Below are 16,895 nucleotides of genomic sequence, written 5' to 3'. Positions count from 1 at the left end.
TGGGATCATTAAACAGTACATTTATTTCTTTAAGAGCAATTGTCGGAACAATCCTTTCATCTCAGTTAATAACTTATTAGGACTGATGAAAATTGTTAATATATATATAAATCCACATATGACTATTTTTAGGATAAAAAGCAGTAATGTAACTTTGGCTACATAATGGTTACTAGCTAACAAAAGTAATACCATAGGTAAGGTGTGTATAAAAGGAATGAAAAAACTGTTTACATAATCAATGAAACATTTACCGAGTAGTGGTTTAAGTAAGAAAAAATAACTTAATAAAGCATTAATTATCTGACAAATTAAAAAGCCAGTGGCCGCGCCTACCATTCCATACCAAATGGTAAGAAAATATAGAACAGGAATAAATATGATTATTTTAACAAGATTAAATCTAACACTTAACTCCATTTTGGCTTTCGCCATTAGTAATGAACCTATAGGATTTGCGACCATGCGCATTGCGCCTGCAATACATAAAAGCTGGAGAGTTGGGACTATAAAAAGCCATTTGTCACCAAATACAAGATATACAAAATCTTTAGCAACGATGCATAAGCCAAGTAATGCAGGGAAATTTATATAACTAATCACATGCAAGAGTTTGAAAAAATTAATCCTAAGCTTATCATTATCATCTTGTATCTTTGATAAGGCTGGAAATAAAACTCTGGTTATTATAGGACTTATTTTAGATGGGGGGTTAACTGCGACATTGAATGATAAATTATACCCACCAACATATATAGCACCGAGAAAACGAGCAACAATGGGTGTTGTTATAGATGAGTTAATATAATTTAATATACTATCGAGAGTAAGATAAAAAGAGAATAAAAGTTGCCCTTTAATTTCTCGTAATTTACTTCTTTTCCATGTTGGATGATAAAACTTCCGCCCAACCACACTTAGAATTGCAGTTCGAGAAGACACTGTCAGTAAATAACCAAAAACAGCACATGAAGCATTCTTTGTTATTGTTCCAACGATAACTGTCAAACAAAAACCAGCAAGATAAGAAAAACTTTCAATTTTAGAAAGAATATCGAATTCAAGTTCCTTTTGCATCAATGCCCTGTATTGCTGACCATGCGGCATGATAAGAAAAACAAGAGCAGTTAATTGTATCAGCAAACTTAACCTATCTAATTTCATCCATGAGGCAATTTGATATGACAACATCATTGTTGTAACAAATAAAAAAAAACCCAAAAATATATTAACCCAGTATAGAGCTGATAATTCGTCAAGTGTTATATTTTTTTTCTGAATAATTGCGTTGGAAAGTCCGCAGTCTGCCAGCATGTCAGTAAATAAAAAAACCACTGTCATTATTGACAAAATACCGAATTCAAATGGTTCAAGAATACGAGACAAAATCACCATTTGTAAAAAGCCAAGTACAATAATTGTCAAAGATGATAGCGCTGACCACTTTGTACTTTTTATTGTTTTCAATTTTAAACTCATCAAGTAATACCTTAACTTTAGTTGATATCATTTATAGCCCGATTCTTTGATAGAATCATCAAAAATGCGATACAGAAAGGAGTAAAGTAACTACCTAAATGAGAAATAAAAAACATATTTGAAAAAATTATAAACAGGAGAAGGAAGTAAGAATTTCTTTGAGATTGCTCATCGAATTCCCTCAGCATTTTTTTAATGAAAAATATAAAGGGTATTAAAAAGAACACTCCATAAATAATTAACAAATCTAATATTAATGACTTGGTCCCAACAGACTTATACTCCCCCGGAATTGTATATGTATATACTTCATCAAAATTTAAAAAAGGGAATTGGCTTTTAATAAAGTCAATCACTCCTGAAGTAAAATCATAAATAGATGGTAAATATCCAAAGAACCCAACCCCTAACGGATTAAATAGAAAAATTTTCAGTCCGACTATGAACATCGTACCCCGTGTTGCCACAGATGAATATGTATCTATATCACTTGCTAATGCATCAAGGAAATAATACTTGAATATAATATAAGAGACTCCTATTGAGCATAGCGATAGCAATACTCTAAACATGAGCCTTCCTTTTAGAGAGAAATAAAAGCAAAGACATATCAAGAATGAAAGGGCAGCCCCTTTGGAAGTTGTTAATATAGCGATAACGATTGTAACAGCAACCAGAAAAAAAGTACTCCAGTTTAGCAGGACTGCTAACAGAAGGATACAACATACAATTTGGTAACCGAATACGCTAGCTTCAAGTGAAAATCCTCTCAACCTGTCAGGACTAATGAAGTCATTAAATTGTATAATGCTTTTGTTATTTATTAGAGATGGATCCAAATAATTAAGTAAAACAGATAAAAAAACAACAACAATGATTAGGAATGCACCAGCACGAATATCATTAACAGACTGTTGTAATGAGTAGTAAAGTGCTAAAAAATAAAAAACATACAATAAAAAATATCTACTCCCTCTATCCAAAATAAATACCGGATCTAACTCTGAAAAATAAAACACCCAATAAAAATAGTATACAAATGAAACCAACAAAACCCCGAAAAAACAGAGTAATATATTTTTATTGGCCTTCAACCCTTTTTTCAAGATAGTAATAAATATACCTGGCAAGAGTATTAAAGCCGATGGGGAAGCAGTCATGATCCCCCCGATGTTTTGCAGGCTAGTGTTATCAAAAGGAATGAAAAAACAAAACAAGAAAAAAAAGGGGTTTCTAAAAAGTAATCTGAATATATTATGCATATCAGTTCTCTTTGAAGATTCTCGAGAAAACTTTCTTTGAATCATAATTATTTTGTATAAAGGAATAGGCATTAAACGCTATATCTTTCATACTGGATATATCTTTAGAGTAATTAACTATATAGTTTGCAAATACCACTTCATCATTAGCTATCACAAGTTGTTTTCCATCAATAGTTCCAGTGCCCTCAGCTCCAATGCTTGTACTAACTACAAACATGCTATTTCTCATCGCATCTAAATTTTTTAATTTTACTCCGGCACCATTAAGCATTGGGTTTATAAAAATACAGTTTTCATCATATATGGTTTGTAGCTCTTTATCACTTGGGCTGGCAATAAGTTTTATACTTTTTCCATCATATAGGCTTATGGCCCTTTTCAACTCTTCTGAAATACCATTTTTTGCATTACCTGCTATAGTTAATTTTATATCTGGGTTTTCCTTTATTACTATTGGATGTACATTGTTTAGATACCAAATGAGTCCTTGTAAATTATTAGGCATAAATAAATTACCGACAAAAAGTACGTTGCAGGTGTGAGTGTCAAATTTACCATCTTTAAAAGGATTAATTACAGGCATATGACTTGGTAGCCATACAGCTCTTGATTCTTTATCACATTCATCTTTGGATATAAATAAAAGTTTATCAAATGACGAATTGATGTTTTTTTTGTTGTACTTAAAAGCTAACATTTCGTAAAGGTAATAAGCTTTTTTAAAGACAGATCTTTCATCTTTAAATAGAGCTTTGTAATATACAACCTCATTATTATGGACCCTAAGAAATTTATTTGTCACATCTAAAGTAGCATTATTCAATATGCTGCAGACATATTCAGACTCACATAAAACATAATCATATTTTTTATTTAATTTTATCTCCTTTAGCTTGGCTCGAGATTTTATTTGCAGCGGAAGAAATTTCAGCATATCACTGGTGGCACTTTTTATCATGCCATCACGTTGAACATAATAAACATTCTTGCAGATCTTTTTCAAATATTCTTTACTTGCCTCACTTATTTCTTCCTTGTAAGTAACAATCAAATCAACTTCATGCCCAATTGAGGATAATAATTCCAATCTCATTAATATATCTAGTCTTCCACCATGATTAGCTGGATATGGACAATCAGTCGAAACAACGATAATTTTAGCCACTTATCTTAACCTTTATAAATTTTTAGATATTGTTCAGTTACATAGTCAACATTGAAAATTTCTTTTTCAGCATCTTCTACTTCAACTGGAAGAGGTATATCATTAATCTCATTAATGTCTTCTAAAAAGTAAATATTTGGTAATAGTCTGGATAACTCAGTTATACCACCAACTCGATTAGTTAGAACAACTTTACCCGCGAGAATTGCTTCAACAACCACACGACCAAATGGTTCTTGCCATTTTATAGGTAATACGATTATGTCAACCTTTCGCATAAATTCATCGACAGGACAATACCCTAGTAACTCTACATTCGAGTTTACTGCTAACTGTTTCAAAAAATCACTATTTTTGTCAAACTCACCGGCAGCAATAAACTTTTTGGTTTTATTCAATTGAGCTAATTCGCAAAATTGATCAAAGCCCTTTTCATATGTCAACCGACCGATAAAACCTACAGATTGTTTTTTAACGACATCTACGTCACGAAACTCGTTTGACTTTACAGAATTATATACAGTATACCTTTCTGTTCTTTTAAAAAAACCAGCTTCGATATGTTTATCTTTAATGTAGTCGCTAATACCTACATAAGCATCTACATTTTTACCCAACATTTTCTTTGAAAATGACCAAAATGCCACGGGAATGGATTTAACCGACATTTCTAAGCCATTTTTATATAATTTGCAATTTGGATGTATAAGATAATAATCTCTAGAAGTATGAATAACTCTACTCTTATTTTTTTTTGCCTTTTGCCATACTGCACATGATATTCCGCTGAGATTATTGGTATGAACAATTTCAGGTTTTATATCTAAGATAATTTTTTCAAACTCTCTTGCGATTTTGATATTATATAAATCAATTAAATGCCATAATATTTTGCTTAACGGACTTTTTTTAGTGAGACTCAGTCCCCAATATATATTCGAGTATGGCAAATATATTATCTTGACACCGTTATGCTCTGCATCTTTACGTTCGTTCTGTTCATGAATACTAACTACTGTTACTGAATGTCCCTTTTCAACCAATGACTCGGCCAATAACTGAACCGAAATTTCGGCACCGCCAACTTTATATGGGTAATATAACGTATTTACTAAAAGAATATTCATGAAATACCTATATCATTTATTGATTATAATTAACAGTTCTCATAAACTCGAACATAGGAGTTTACCATATCACTTTTCTTGAATTTACTTGATGCGAATCTACGACATACTTCTTTTTTCTCATGCCAAAAACTCACTGTGTGTGAATCCAACAACTCAACAACTTTATTAGGGTCTTCAAAGTTAACAAGCATGCCTGTTAAACCATCTGAAATAACTTCAGGTAATGAAGCGACATTGTTTGCTATTACAGGCAACCCATATAATTGAGCTTCAACAGCAACTAATCCAAACGATTCCCAACGACTAGGCATAAGCAAGACATCATTTGCGCAAAAATATGCTGGCAATTCTTTATTATCAACCCATCCATAATATATTACGTTTTCTTTTTCTACTTTTTCTATAACATCATGTACAGAGTCGCCAATAACATTAAATACATATTTAGAACTGTCAGCCTTTTTGATTACATTAAGTAAGTGATCATAACCCTTCTGTCTGTCAAAACGCCCTACAAAAAGAATATTTATTTTATCTTGCCACGTCATACGCTCTTTGAGTTTCTTAACATTGTCCGATATTACTTGACCATCTAGAGAAACAGCGTTATATATTACTTTTATCTGTTCTTTTTTTATCCCCGCTTCGACAGCACATTTGTACTCATAATTACTATTTGCAATAATACAATCGGTCTGTTTTGATAGAATACGCTCAATGAATATATATATTTGTTTCTTCCAATGCTTTGTATCCATAATGAAAGAAAAGCAATGTGGTGTATATACTACTTTATATTTCCTCTTGTTTAAGACTTTAAGCAAGAGGAGTATTCTGACAATAAACCCAGCAAATGAACTATGCAAATGAATAACATCAAAGTCGTTGTGTTTTAATGTCTTTATAATTACTAGCAACAATGACGACAATGACGATATATTCCTTCCTGTCCTCGAGAAGAGTGTTTTTTGCAAATTGTATATTTCTTTAGATTGATTCTCTGGGCAAATAACGTGACTCTTAATTTGATTATTTTCAGTTAGGCTATTAATAACTGTAGCAACACCACCCTTAACTGTTTCAGCAATATGAATGACGTTCATTATTATCCTTTACTATATCTTGTTTGAAGGGGGATTTAAAATCCCCCTCTTGAGAAATTTAATTTTTATCTGAGTATGAGTAACCGTAATAATTATATCCATACCCATATTTATTACTTGCTTTTTTTACAACGCCATTAAGTATGCAACCTTTAACAATCACACCACTGTTTTGGAATCTCTTAACACTAATATCAATTTCTTTCGGCGTATTTTCTTCAAATCTTGCAACTAACAATGTTGTACCAACATAATTCCCGATAATTGCAGCATCTGCCACAGCAAGGATTGGTGGCGTATCTAATATAACTATATCGTAGGATTTATTCGCCCACTCAAGTAATTCCTCCATACGATTATGCATTAGTAACTCGGCTGGATTTGGAGGCACTGCACCTCTTGAGATATAATCAAAACCCTCTACCTGTAAGCTATTTATAATTTTATCGATCGATGCTCTTCCTGACAAATAATCAGAAAGCCCATCGGTGTTTTTTACATTAAATAATTTGTGCGTATAACCTTTTCTTAAATCAGCATCGATAAAAATAACTTTTTTACCTGTTTGAGCTATCACTGAAGATAAGTTAGAGCTCACAAATGTTTTACCAGCATTAGGGCTTGCACCAGAGATCATTAAGAGATTATTTCTTGATTCAAGCATTGCAAAGTGTAAACTTGTTCTCAGACCTCTTATTGCTTCAATAGCAAGGTCAGCTGGGTTTTCTGTGGCAAGTAAAGCCTTGGGCCTATTATCGTCCCGTTTATTTATTCGTTTTGCTATTGTATTGTTTGGATTACTCTCAGAAACAGGAATGCTAGCATAAACATTTATTCCCAGTTCTTCTAATTGCTCAGGAGTTTCTATTCCTTTTCGTAATAGAATGCGTACTAGGACAAGACTTATGGAGATTACAAGGCCAATAAATAAGCCAGCAAGGACAACAATTACTTTTTTGGGTTTAACTGGTTTATGTTGAGTTACAGCACTATCAATTATTCTTACATTTCCTATTGCGCTAGATTTAGCAATATTTAACTCTTGTTGTCGATTTAATAATTGCATATATACAGCTCTACCTGATTCGACATCACGACTCAAGCGCAATATTTCTTGTTGAGTTTCAGGCATTGTAGAAACTCGTTTATTTAACTTTACTCTTTCATCCTGTAATGTTTTCCTTTTTTCCATCAAGGCTTTATACGTTGGATGTTCTTTAGTGTAAAGCTGCGATATTTCTGACTCTCTGAAGGTTAACTCATTCAATTGATTGTCGACATTAACAATTTGATCTAGTACAGATTTGGCTTCTAGCGATAAATCGACTGAATCGTTCAGCTTCCTAAAATCATTTAATTTATCTTCAGCCGAGTCCAAATCACTACGGACCATTGGCAATTGTTTATTAAGAAACTCCAAGCTTTTCTCATCTTGTGCTGCTTGTCTCGCTATATTCTGAGATAAATAGTTACCACTAATACTATCAACTATTTTTTTGATTTTTAGTGGATCATCACCTAGATATGATAATATTAATATCCCAGTATCTTTCCCTTGATCAACTACAGATAAGTTTTCTTGCAAATCTGCTATAGCCTTAAGTTTTGAAATATATTTAACAGTAAATTCAGAACCAGGTTTAGCATTGATTTCATCAACTTTTATTGCTATTCCATCTTTCTCAACTAACTCACCGACCTTTCCATTTATTACTCCTCCGCCAAACTCTATAACATAACTATTACTATTTATTGTTTTAAGTGTAAATTCTGGAGGGTTATCTTCATTTCCCATTGAAGAAGATATATATAACCGTGATAATTCTATATTTCCCTGCTGTTGACCACTTAATCTAGCCCATCCACGCCCAAAAAGAGGAAAATACGTAGGAGTTACTACGGCTTGAAGATTTAAATCATCAACTGTTTTACCTAATATCATTCTCGATTGAATCAATGCAATCTCTGGAGCCGATTGCGGCTGGCTATCGGGTAGCATCTGGCTTAAATTACTAAGTATTGCATTTGCTTGTTTTTGTTCGACCTGTATTAAAGCATCAGCTTTATATATTGGCGTTGCAAAGAATGCATATAACAAAGCAATTAATGCTGCAAATGAAGTAAGAGCAATGATTATTTTCCTATGATCGATTAATTCACCAACCATTCGACCAAAGTCCAGATCATCTTCTGTATCTGCTTGATTTTTTTTGGATATTGAAGTCATGAATTATTTCCTGAATATCTAAGCTTTTAATTTCTCAGCCCATAACTGAGCAGATTGTTCAATAAGTTTGAACACTGATGCAAAGGCCTCTTCACTTTTCCGGTAAGGATCAGGAATATCTCTTTGTTCTAACCAATGACCAAATAGCATTGTCTTACCTCTTGCTTCAGGTGCAATGCTGCTTATCTGCTCTATATGATTTTTTTCCATTACAAGAATCAATTCATATTCTTTACTTAATTTTGACGTAAATTGTTTTGCTAGATGTCCTACCAATGAAATTCCATTTTTTTTTGCGACTTCAATTGCTGATTTATCAGCTTCATGATCAACTAAAGCTTGTGTGCCTGCAGATGAAATTTTTTTGGAAGGCAATAACTGTTGTAAATATCGCTCGCCAATTGGCGAACGGCATATATTACCAGTGCATACTATTAATATAGAATCAAACATTATTATGGCCATTCCTTAATGTATTTTGCAGTTTCAGTCATGTCATGCACGCCAGTTATAGTTGGAACAAGCTGTGAAATCACACGATTCCACCTAACCAATGGGGCCGTGGTGACATAAACGATATCGTATGGCTGTAATTGAAATTCGGTTCCCAGTACCATTGCTGAAGCATCTTGCGCGTTAAGCTGATAGATATTAGCTATTTTACCTTGCTTATCACCCTTCAACTGGCGAATAACAAATACACCAGTTGCGTCACTGAACGCCTGCGACATACCTTCAGCATTTCCTAAAGCTTCAGCTACAGTCATACCACTGCGGTCCATTTTTAAAGTACTTTGTTTGCCCACTTCACCCATGACAAATACTTTCAAATCATCATTACGTGGTACAAATAGTATATCTCCTGGATACAGTAAATGATTCTGGGTCAAGTCCCCCTTCTGCATTAATGCATACAATGAGACTTTTGTATCTTTACCGTTATGAGTTAATACAACATTTCGCCAGTCGGCATCTGGAGCCAGTCCACCAGCGTTATTAATCGCGTCCATAACTGTAAGCGGAATATTCGTGATTGGCTGCTGTCCAGATTTTACAACTTCACCAGTAACATAAGCTTTTTGCGAACGGAACGCAGCAACGCTAACATCGACCTGAGGACTTTCAATATAGGTGGTCAAACGACTGGCGATATCCTGACGTACCTGGCTCAAGGTTTTGCCCGCCACCTGCACCTTACCGATATATGGGTAGAAAATGGTGCCATCTGAGTTGACCCAGTTACCAGTGTCGCTGGCGCTACGGTATTGCCCTGCAGGCGTTGTCAGCTCCGGGTGATCCCAAACAGTAACCATCAATACATCGCCCACACCAATGCGATATTCATAACCACGCAGTAAATTATCCAACTGTGGGTTTGGACGCGCGAGAACGGTCTCTGGACGAAGCTGATCGATAAGCCCCGGAGTCATAGGGTACACATTGACCAGTTTATCCAGATCGTAGTCACTGTCCGGAAGCTCAACTACGTTCTTCCGCAGACTGTTTAGTCCCTGACCCGGAATAATTGTACAGCCTGATAAAAACCCAATTGCCAACGCTAATGCCGAAAATCTAACAATTTTTTTCTTCATAATGTCACATCATCAGTAAATCAAAATTTGCCAATTCCTGAGCAGCTGTATAGCCGTTGCTTCCCTGCCGGCTTATGGGGAGATAAAAGCTGACTGCATCCTGCAGCGCTACCACCCTCTCTCCCCTGTTTCAGCATTCAGCCTTATAAACTAAACGGTATCTCTATCCCTGCACTGGCCCCAACGTCATCGCTGTCGCTGTTGTTAGCATTGGTGTACCACAGTGAAGTATTCAAACGGACCGACTGATATACATCCCCGCTCCAACCGAGCTGAACACCTTTAAGCGTGTCAGAATGAGGAAATGCTTTGTTAATTGTTTGCTCTTTAGGATTGACTTTGGCATAAACCAGACGTGTGCTCCAGCGTTGGTTATCCTCAGTAATTAGTTCAACCTTGCCAGCGAACAACTGACCATCCCCTCCCATCGCATCACCTAGCGGATAGCCCTGTTGGTAGTAACCGTCTTTATAAATGTGATGGGTATAACTATAATTGGTCCTGCTCATATTTGTGCGAGTATCATGCGCTTCCAGGTACCAGTTTACGGCATCTTTTCCCCATCCGTGGTGTCCTTCGACCCCGCCGAGGAACATATTTGCCGAAGGCAGATAACCTGACTCATCTTCGCCGATCATCTGTCCGTAGAAACTGACCGGCCAGCCGAGAGTTGGCTCGAGTTTAAACTTAAAGTCAAAGCCGGCCAGCTGGTTACCAGGTTCGTTATCTGTCCCGGTATTGTCATGGCCAGTGAAGCCATCCCAGAAGCTACTAAATGACTCAGGCCGTCCTTCCCCACCCCACTGCATAATGCGCGACGCGCCTAATTCCAGTGACTGGAAAGGTGAGAAAGTGAAACGACCGCCGATAATTTTGGCATGGGGCACAGCTGTATATTGATTCATCTGGCTGGCAGAGATCTGGTACTGCCATGGCCCCACCCAGCGTAGCCACCAGGTTTCCGGCGCCGCCTGCTCTGCCCGCTGCATCAGGAAACCGGTCATCGGTCGCATTGCATCCCCGCGGATCAAGCTACCTTCATACCCAGGCCCCCACCACTGCGGAACCTGACCAAAGGAGAGCCACTGGTTCCAGAACTTCACCGCACCGTAGGCGCCGTTGGCGTTGAAACGCGATCCGTTGCTGATTCGCTCTCCCCCTTCAACGTTGCCCTGGAGGTGAACGTCCCACCACTCGCCGCTGTTGTTGAACGCCAGGCCTAACGAATTATCCGCCGGCTGCGTCTGGCCAAACCCCTGCGGGGTGCCCGGCTGGTCGGTTGAGGTGTAGCCGGTGACCCGAAAATCGGCTTTTAAAGCAGACAGTCGCTGGTTGATACGGGCCAGCACCACTTGTTCAGAAGAATAGGACGGTTTAGCTTTTTTTAGCGCCCGAGTGATCTCTTCCTGGCTCAGCGGCCAGGTCGACAGGCTCAGATGGATGACCCCGCGATCGGAAAGCCAGGCAAGGTCGTTTCGCAGATCGTTATCATTTACTACTAACCCGGCCGCGTAAGCCTGGGCTCCCAGTGAGGAAAGCAAGCCCAATGTCACGGCAATGCGCGCAATTTTTATCATTGTACAAGATCCATTTTCAGCCCCGCTGTCGTATCTCAATGAGAATGAGGGGAATACCAAGATAGAAAGCGCTCGCGGCACCAGCTGACTTCACTGTGCAACACCGGCGAGGCAAGTACAGTTACCCTAAGCTGCTTGAAACCCTTATAACATCCACCCAGCTCACAATGTAGGCGAATTTTACCGTACAGGCTATCGATGAGATGGGAAAGTTGATGTACAGGCGATATCAGCAGCCGCGCCTGACTCTTTATGAGGATATCTGATGACCACATAGATATCTCATGGCGTTAGTCACCCTGAATGCGTCGATTTTTATAGCCGTTCAGAGAAGGTATTTTGTGCAACGGCAGGTGCTTTCAGCGACGCTACCGCCCCTGGCTTAACAGCTACCAGCGCACTGACTACTTGAACGTCGTATTTAATCTGCCTGCGGATGATAAATTGGTCAGGCCTTTATTTTTTGCGGCGTTAAGTCTACGGGATTTCGGTCACAATTGGGAGTCTTGTTGCCGAATATCTGCCAATTAATCCCATCCGCTGTTTTATTGGCGGAAAATAGGCGGCTCGCCAATAAAGATTATTTATTGTTCTCAACTATCGAACATCTGCCTGGCGCTGCCACACCAGCACAGATACAGCTAACCACTTGAAACAACTAAAATTTCTCGCGACACCGACGTCATTCCAAAATCAGATGATGACACCATAGTCAACTACAATTTCTAATAGTTTCTCGTTGCTGGGTTATTCATCCAACGTGGAGCAGGTGCTTTCTGAACGCATTTAAGAAACGTCTGACCACGGCTATATCCAGGCAAATTGACAATAACAATGTAGTAGCACTGCGTTATTTCATAAATATGAATTATCAATTACCTGGCATATAGTAGATTATTTTCTTATTTGTCTAATTAACCGGCGAAAACTTAATTTCCCCTGTAAAACAAATGGCGATTACCAGGCCTGCTTGTGAAGGTCTTCTCTGGTAAAAGGTTTATCCAGCGGCCCAATTGCGGTGGCGATTTGCCCCAACAGGGATTGAGTCGGTGCTTTACTGCCGCTATGTAACAGGACAAGCGGGACCATCACCAGGCATGCAACCCCACCCCAAGGTATAGTCTTGTAGTCGGAATTAGAAATCCGTTTTTGCAGCAACAGGAACAAAGCGCTACCAGCAGCGCCGAGCAGCAGGCCAGCGATCACTTCCGAGACGGAATGCGCATGGATGACCAGCCGTGAATACCCCACCACAGCGGCCAGAATATAGCCGGTGGCAACGGCTGCTTTTTGCAGCCCCGCGGAAAAACGCGCGCTAAGCAGCCACAGGAAGATAGGCCAGAAGGCCGCGGAGAGCGCTGAGTGGCCGCTGAAGCCGGTGTAATCCAGCTCGCGAATACCCAGACCCCAGCCCATAAAGGCCAGTTTGGAGGCGCAGACGATGGCGCCGGTGATGCCGAACAGCAAACTCCACTGCCACGCCAGCAACCGCGACGTTTTACGCAGCATCAGGACAATAAACAGCGCCGCTGCGCTGGGCAGCAAAACGGTGCTATCGCCAAAAAATGAGATGAGTTGCCAGTTCATATACCTGTGATCCTTCGATGATGTCCACTGCCGTGCTCAGGGATTATCCGTAATGTCTGTACCAGCTCGCATGCCAATTCATTTCACATTTTTATGCATGCAAGTGAGATGTTTAAAGCGGAAACATGATCGCAGTCAAGTTTTATTTTTGGCTGACGTTGACCGCTTTCCCTGCGCTTTAAGAATTGTCGCACTAAGTGACTATTCACAAAGCATTATTGCCGCTACTCCGACCATTGCACCACAGAGGCCAGAGACAAACTACCAGAAGTCTCCGAAGCCATACGTTTCTTTACAATCGTTATAACATTCACGTTATGAATAATTTCTGCATAACGTTATGAGCGGCCTGGCAAAATACCCCTGCCCTGCCGCTCACCCTTACGCCGGCGCTCAGGCCAGCAGTTTTTTAATGCTTTCGCGGAATTTGGTACCTTCTTTCAGGTTACGCATCCCGTAGGTGACGAAGGCCTGCATGTAGCCCATTTTTTTACCGCAGTCATAGCTTTCGCCGGTCATCAGCATCGCGTCAACGGACTGCTTCTTCGCCAGTTCGGCAATGGCGTCGGTTAGCTGGATACGGCCCCAGGCGCCCGGCTGGGTTCGTTCAAGTTCAGCCCAGATATCTGCCGACAACACGTAGCGGCCCACCGCCATCAGGTCGGAGTCCAGGGTCTGAGGTTCGTCCGGTTTTTCAATAAACTCGACGATACGCGCCACCTGCCCTTCCGCCACCATGGGCTCTTTGGTCTGGATAACGGAGTATTCGGAGAGATCCCCCGGCATGCGTTTCGCCAGCACCTGGCTGCGGCCGGTCTCGTTAAAGCGGGCGACCATGGCGGCGAGGTTATAGCGCAGCGGGTCCGCGGTGCCGCCGTCGAGAATGATATCCGGCAGCACCACCACAAACGGGTTATCCCCGACTACCGGACGGGCGCAGAGGATGGAGTGGCCCAGACCCAGCGGCTGTGCCTGGCGCACGTTCATGATGGTTACGCCCGGCGGGCAAATGGCCTGGACTTCCGCCAGCAGCTGGCGCTTCACGCGCTGCTCAAGCAGGGCTTCCAGCTCGTAGGAGGTATCAAAGTGGTTTTCCACTGCATTCTTCGAGGAGTGCGTCACCAGGACAATCTCTTTGATCCCGGCGGCGACGATTTCGTCAACAATGTACTGAATCATTGGCTTATCAACGATCGGCAGCATCTCCTTTGGAATTGCCTTTGTGGCCGGCAGCATATGCATGCCTAGTCCTGCGACCGGAATAACCGCTTTCAAATTCGCCATATTCATCTTCACCTGTTTGGTTGCAAAACACGCAGTTTTGCAAAATTGTACATGTCACAAATCCATTGGAACTGATAATACACGGATACTGCCCGGGCATCTGCCCGCCAAATTCTTAAATTCACTGTCACCTAAAAGAATACACACAACTTCCTTTTACCAACAGTTTGAAGTGAGAATAATCTTATTCTCCATCAGGATATTCAGCGGCCCGCTTCCCTGCACAGCGCGATGTCGCCGCAAGGCCCCTACACCGCGGCCTTTGGTACGCAGACCCTGCCAGCTGCAGACTGCGGCGCCCATGTGTGCGGAAAGAATAGATATAGATAATTAATTTCGCCAGGCAATATATTTCAGCACAAACAGCCAGATATGGCAGGATAATAACCGTAAACCACGGAAGAGAACTGCGATCGGCACTATTCTGCGCTCACTTCATGATGTGAATTATGCCGATTTTGTGAGCGGGCTTCGCACTTCACCCGGGGATGAGGAAGGGTGCCTACCGTGGCGAACGACGGGACTGCCCGCGCTTTTGCGCCGGGCAGAACACAGCGGGTTATGGTTCTGATATCAGCAAGCTTATTCCAGCGCGTTCCGCCATATTGTTATTTTTCCGCTGATCTTTTCTGGAACATAATTCTTTTCTGTTCTCTTAATTTGCTGGAAATATATCCACCCCTGGCGGAGTGATATCCGCGTCGTTATTGCATTTTAGACTCATCTTATCCATGATCGTGGTAACACATACCGCAGTCGTACAGGTTTTAATACATATGGAATGGATTGCCGATCCGTCAATCTGGGCAGGTCTCGTCACGCTGGTGGTTATCGAACTGGTGTTGGGTATCGATAACCTGGTTTTCATCGCTATCCTCGCCGAAAAGCTGCCGCCCGCCCAGCGCGACCGCGCTCGTATCACCGGTCTGCTGCTGGCGATGGTCATGCGTCTGCTGCTGCTGGCCTCTATCTCCTGGCTGGTGACCCTGACCAAACCGCTGATTGTTTTTCACGACTTCAGCTTCAGCGCCCGCGATTTAATTATGCTGTTCGGCGGCTTATTCCTGCTGTTTAAAGCCACCGTCGAACTCAACGAACGGCTGGAGGGGAAGGACAGCGATAATCCCACCCAGCGCAGAGGGGCGAAATTCTGGGCCGTGGTGGCGCAGATCGTGGTGCTCGACGCTATCTTCTCGCTCGACTCGGTGATCACCGCCGTCGGCATGGTCGACCACCTGGCGGTGATGATGGCCGCGGTGATCATCGCCATCAGCCTGATGCTGATGGCCAGCAAGGCCCTGACGCGCTTCGTTAACAGCCACCCGACCATTGTCATCCTCTGTCTGAGCTTCCTGCTGATGATCGGCTTCAGTCTGATTGCTGAAGGCTTCAGCTTTATTATTCCGAAAGGCTATCTGTACGCGGCGATTGGCTTCTCGGTCATGATTGAAGCCCTTAATCAGCTGGCGCTATTTAACCGCCGTCGCTTCCTGTCGGCCAATATGACGCTGCGTCAGCGCACCACCGAGGCGGTGATGAACCTGCTGAGCGGCCAGAAGGAAAAAGCTGAACTTGATGCTGACACGGCGTCGCTGGTGGCCGATCAGGACCATCATCCTTTGTTTAATCCGCAGGAAAGGTTGATGATTGAGCGGGTGCTGAACCTTAATCAGCGCAGCGTCAGCAGTATTATGACGTCACGCCATGATATCGAGCGCATCAACCTCAGCGCGCCGGAGGAAGAGATCCGCAGCCTGGTGGAGAAAAATCAGCACACCCGGCTGGTGGTGACCGGCGGGAAAGATAATGAAGACCTGCTGGGGGTGGTTCATGTTATTGACCTGCTCCAGCAGTCCCTGCGCCAGGAGCCGCTGGATCTACAGGTGCTGGTGCGGCAGCCGCTGGTCTTTCCGGAGGGGTTACCGCTCCTCTCCGCGCTTGAGCAGTTCCGTCAGGCCCGCACCCACTTCGCCTTTGTGGTCGATGAGTTTGGTTCCGTCGAGGGGATTGTGACCCTGAGCGACGTGATGGAGACTATCGCCGGTAATCTGCCCAACGAGGTGGAGGAGATCGACGCCCGGCACGATATTCAGCATCATCAGGACGGTTCGTGGACGGTTAACGGCCATATGCCGCTGGAGGATCTGGTGCAGTACGTTCCGCTGCCGCTGGATGATAAACGTGAGTACCACACCGTCGCCGGTCTGCTGATGGAATATCTGCAGCATGTGCCGCAGGTGGGGGAGACCATTGAGATTGACGGCTATACGCTGCGCACGCTGCAGGTCGACAGCCATCGGGTGCAGAAGGTGCAGATCGTCCCGCCGGTAAAGCAGGATGAGCTGGATTATGAGGTGTAATCGTCAGGCATAAAAGGCCCGGGGTATCCCGGGCGGTGGGATGGATAATCAAACCCATGCCTGATGGCGCTTCGCTTATCAGGCCTACATGGATGGCAATGCAGACCGGGGTATTACCCCCACCGC

The 16,895-nt window shown here is 41.8% G+C and carries 11 protein-coding genes and 1 pseudogene; 1 reads left to right on the top strand and 11 read right to left on the bottom strand.

The annotated features are described in order from the left end of the window. Positions 1-21: 21 nt before the first annotated feature. The 11 genes and pseudogenes from HMPREF3142_RS02210 to galF all read right to left on the bottom strand — a co-directional run bounded on the left by HMPREF3142_RS02210 (position 22) and on the right by galF (position 14,415). On the bottom strand, positions 22-1,479 hold the full coding sequence (locus HMPREF3142_RS02210) for an MOP flippase family protein (RefSeq protein WP_070611476.1): 1,458 nt from the start codon (positions 1,477-1,479) through the stop codon (positions 22-24). A 17-nt stretch (positions 1,480-1,496) separates the two neighbouring features. Further along, the gene (locus HMPREF3142_RS02205; RefSeq protein ID WP_228706459.1) at positions 1,497-2,639 is read right to left on the bottom strand and encodes an O-antigen ligase family protein; all 1,143 of its coding nucleotides are present in this window, start codon (positions 2,637-2,639) and stop codon (positions 1,497-1,499) included. Positions 2,640-2,742: 103 nt separating this feature from the next. Continuing rightward, complete coding sequence (locus tag HMPREF3142_RS02200) at positions 2,743-3,909, bottom strand: glycosyltransferase (RefSeq protein ID WP_070611472.1); 1,167 nt, start codon at positions 3,907-3,909, stop codon at positions 2,743-2,745. Between the two features lie 5 nt (positions 3,910-3,914). Beyond that, on the bottom strand, positions 3,915-5,036 hold the full coding sequence (locus HMPREF3142_RS02195; protein WP_070611470.1) for a glycosyltransferase family 4 protein: 1,122 nt from the start codon (positions 5,034-5,036) through the stop codon (positions 3,915-3,917). A 29-nt stretch (positions 5,037-5,065) separates the two neighbouring features. Continuing rightward, positions 5,066-6,142 (bottom strand): glycosyltransferase, encoded by a 1,077-nt coding sequence (locus HMPREF3142_RS02190; RefSeq protein WP_070611468.1) that lies wholly within the window; start codon positions 6,140-6,142, stop codon positions 5,066-5,068. Between the two features lie 58 nt (positions 6,143-6,200). Beyond that, a complete protein-coding gene (locus tag HMPREF3142_RS02185; protein WP_070611466.1) occupies positions 6,201-8,369 on the bottom strand; it encodes a polysaccharide biosynthesis tyrosine autokinase in 2,169 nt (722 codons plus the stop codon). Positions 8,370-8,387: 18 nt separating this feature from the next. Beyond that, positions 8,388-8,822 (bottom strand): arsenate reductase/protein-tyrosine-phosphatase family protein, encoded by a 435-nt coding sequence (locus HMPREF3142_RS27270; RefSeq protein ID WP_077270008.1) that lies wholly within the window; start codon positions 8,820-8,822, stop codon positions 8,388-8,390. A 2-nt stretch (positions 8,823-8,824) separates the two neighbouring features. Further along, a complete protein-coding gene (locus HMPREF3142_RS02180) occupies positions 8,825-9,961 on the bottom strand; it encodes a polysaccharide export protein (RefSeq protein ID WP_070611464.1) in 1,137 nt (378 codons plus the stop codon). 143 nt (positions 9,962-10,104) lie between these two features. Continuing rightward, entirely contained in the window at positions 10,105-11,538 is a 1,434-nt protein-coding gene (locus tag HMPREF3142_RS02175) for a capsule assembly Wzi family protein (RefSeq protein ID WP_070611462.1), read from the bottom strand. 957 nt (positions 11,539-12,495) lie between these two features. Beyond that, entirely contained in the window at positions 12,496-13,125 is a 630-nt protein-coding gene (locus HMPREF3142_RS02170) for a phosphatase PAP2 family protein (protein ID WP_070611460.1), read from the bottom strand. Between the two features lie 315 nt (positions 13,126-13,440). Beyond that, positions 13,441-14,415: pseudogene (galF, locus tag HMPREF3142_RS02165) on the bottom strand (GalU regulator GalF). A 770-nt stretch (positions 14,416-15,185) separates the two neighbouring features. On the opposite strand from galF, the gene HMPREF3142_RS02160 reads away from it, so the two are divergent. After that, positions 15,186-16,769, top strand: coding sequence for a TerC family protein (locus tag HMPREF3142_RS02160; RefSeq protein WP_012967582.1), 1,584 nt, complete (start codon positions 15,186-15,188; stop codon positions 16,767-16,769). Positions 16,770-16,895: the final 126 nt, after the last annotated feature.

The sequence above is a fragment of the Klebsiella sp. HMSC16C06 genome (assembly GCF_001808325.1).
Lineage (GTDB): Bacteria > Pseudomonadota > Gammaproteobacteria > Enterobacterales > Enterobacteriaceae > Klebsiella > Klebsiella variicola.
Note: the sequence above shows the minus strand (reverse complement) of the source record. Positions and strands in the feature narration are given on the sequence as shown.

Bases quoted from the DNA above. Each gene is read 5' to 3' on its own strand.
- HMPREF3142_RS02210 (WP_070611476.1), bottom strand. From the start codon at position 1,479: ATGAGTTTAAAATTGAAAACAATAAAAAGTACAAAGTGGTCAGCGCTA.
- HMPREF3142_RS02205 (WP_228706459.1), bottom strand. From the start codon at position 2,639: ATGACTGCTTCCCCATCGGCTTTAATACTCTTGCCAGGTATATTTATT.
- HMPREF3142_RS02195 (WP_070611470.1), bottom strand. From the start codon at position 5,036: ATGAATATTCTTTTAGTAAATACGTTATATTACCCATATAAAGTTGGC.
- HMPREF3142_RS02190 (WP_070611468.1), bottom strand. From the start codon at position 6,142: ATGAACGTCATTCATATTGCTGAAACAGTTAAGGGTGGTGTTGCTACA.
- HMPREF3142_RS02185 (WP_070611466.1), bottom strand. From the start codon at position 8,369: ATGACTTCAATATCCAAAAAAAATCAAGCAGATACAGAAGATGATCTG.
- HMPREF3142_RS27270 (WP_077270008.1), bottom strand. From the start codon at position 8,822: ATGTTTGATTCTATATTAATAGTATGCACTGGTAATATATGCCGTTCG.
- HMPREF3142_RS02180 (WP_070611464.1), bottom strand. From the start codon at position 9,961: ATGAAGAAAAAAATTGTTAGATTTTCGGCATTAGCGTTGGCAATTGGG.
- HMPREF3142_RS02175 (WP_070611462.1), bottom strand. From the start codon at position 11,538: ATGATAAAAATTGCGCGCATTGCCGTGACATTGGGCTTGCTTTCCTCA.
- HMPREF3142_RS02170 (WP_070611460.1), bottom strand. From the start codon at position 13,125: ATGAACTGGCAACTCATCTCATTTTTTGGCGATAGCACCGTTTTGCTG.
- HMPREF3142_RS02160 (WP_012967582.1), top strand. From the start codon at position 15,186: ATGGAATGGATTGCCGATCCGTCAATCTGGGCAGGTCTCGTCACGCTG.